This is a genomic window from Methylobacterium nonmethylotrophicum, from assembly GCF_004745635.1.
Classification (GTDB): Bacteria; Pseudomonadota; Alphaproteobacteria; order Rhizobiales; family Beijerinckiaceae; genus Methylobacterium; species Methylobacterium nonmethylotrophicum.
Window position 1 is genome coordinate 1 of record NZ_SRLB01000090.1, and the last position, 1548, is coordinate 1548.

The following is a 1548-nucleotide window of genomic DNA, read 5'->3' on the forward strand; positions in this document are numbered from 1 at the left end:
GGTCCGGGCCTTCGTGATCCAAGCCTCGATGTCTGCAGCGGCGTCCTGATCATCGGCCACGCGCTTGCCCTTCCCGGCGGCGCGCACGAGTGCGGTGAAGCGGCGGGCCAGCCCCGTGACGGCCCGCGCGGTGTCGTCCTGCTCGACGCGGCTCACCACAGCCGCTTCGCTCACATCCAACACCGAGGTCGGCTGCACGAGCAGCCACGCCAACTGCCGTGCTGGCGGCAACGGGGCTTCCGATCCAGGCGGCTCCGAAGCGGAAGCCTTGGCACTGCGGGCCTTGCGGCCTGATCGGACCGGCCTCGTTCGGCGCTCGGCGACGAAGCGATGCACTTGCCGGTTCGTCCCGGGATAGCCCCGTTCCCGGATCTCGCGCCACAGGGCCATGGCGTTCTCGCAGCCCTCGTCGATCCGTCCCGCCAAGTATGCGACGTGCGGATCAAGCAGGCTCGGCCCGGCACCGTGAGGCAACCGCGCCGGGAACGTCTCGGCGCTGGCATACTTGCGCACCGTCGCACGAGCCAGCCCCAGGGCACGGGCGATCGCGAGCAGGGGCTCCCTGCCGGCGTGCCGACGGCGGACCTCGTCGTAGACAGCCCGCCATCGCATCCGGCTCTGTGCGCCCGCTTCCAGTTCCGGCGTGCTGCGGGCGAAGGCACGGTCGCGCCGGGCGGGACGAACGGTCAAGCCAGGGAGGAGCGGCAGGCTGCGCAACCGGGCATGGGCGCCGTGGAGCCAGCGTTCGACGGCCTGCCGCATGTTGGTGAGCAGGTGCCAGCGATCGGCGACCTGCTGCGCCTGGGGAGCGCCGAGGCTTGCACCTCGGGCATACTCCGTCGAGCGATCCCGGGCGACGAGTTCGACGCCGGGATGCCGTTCGAGCCAGCCGGCTACCGTGAGTGCCGTGCGATCAGGGAGGAGGTCGACGACGCGGCGACGGTCGAGATCGACGACGATCGTGCCGTAACGGCTGCCCTTCCGGATTGCCCAGTCGTCGATGCCGACCCGGATGGGAGCCGGCGCGTCGGGCATCGGGATGCGAGTGACGAGCCGCAGCACGGTCGCGCGGCTTGCCGGCATGTGGAGGTGCGCGAGAAGACGCGCGCCGCCTGCACCGCCGCAGGCGAGGCCGACCCTGGCCTGCGCCTCGCCAAGCCGCCGCGTGCGCCGGGCGCGCGGTGCGAGGAGGGTCATGGGCGTCTCGGCGAAGGTCCGGCGTCGGCAGGTCGGGTTGAGGCAGTAGAACCGCCGCACCTCGATGCGGAGCTTGGTCTGCGATGCCGACAGCGGCAGATCGGAGGGATGGCGGTGGTAGCGGCTATGGACGGACCGGCTCGCATGCCCGCACTCGGGGCACCGGCCGCTGGCTGCGTCCAGTCGCACGGGGATGACGAGGTGATCCTCGTGTCGCTCGACAAACCGTGCGACGCGGCACTCGGGGATGGCGAGGGGAATGTCCATGCCCATCCACGATGGGGAGGGCAGGCCTACCCTTCAGCGGCCCGAGTCAATCCACCGCCATCCACGCAAAGTGAGCAAGAACCA

At 71.0% G+C, this 1548-nt stretch carries 1 protein-coding gene; it reads right to left on the reverse strand.

The features are described 5' to 3' along the window. Positions 1 to 1464, reverse strand: a 1464-nt coding sequence (locus tag EU555_RS35900; protein ID WP_167858776.1) for an ISL3 family transposase, incomplete at its 3' end; no start/stop codon positions are given. Between the last annotated feature and the right edge of the window lie 84 nt (positions 1465 to 1548).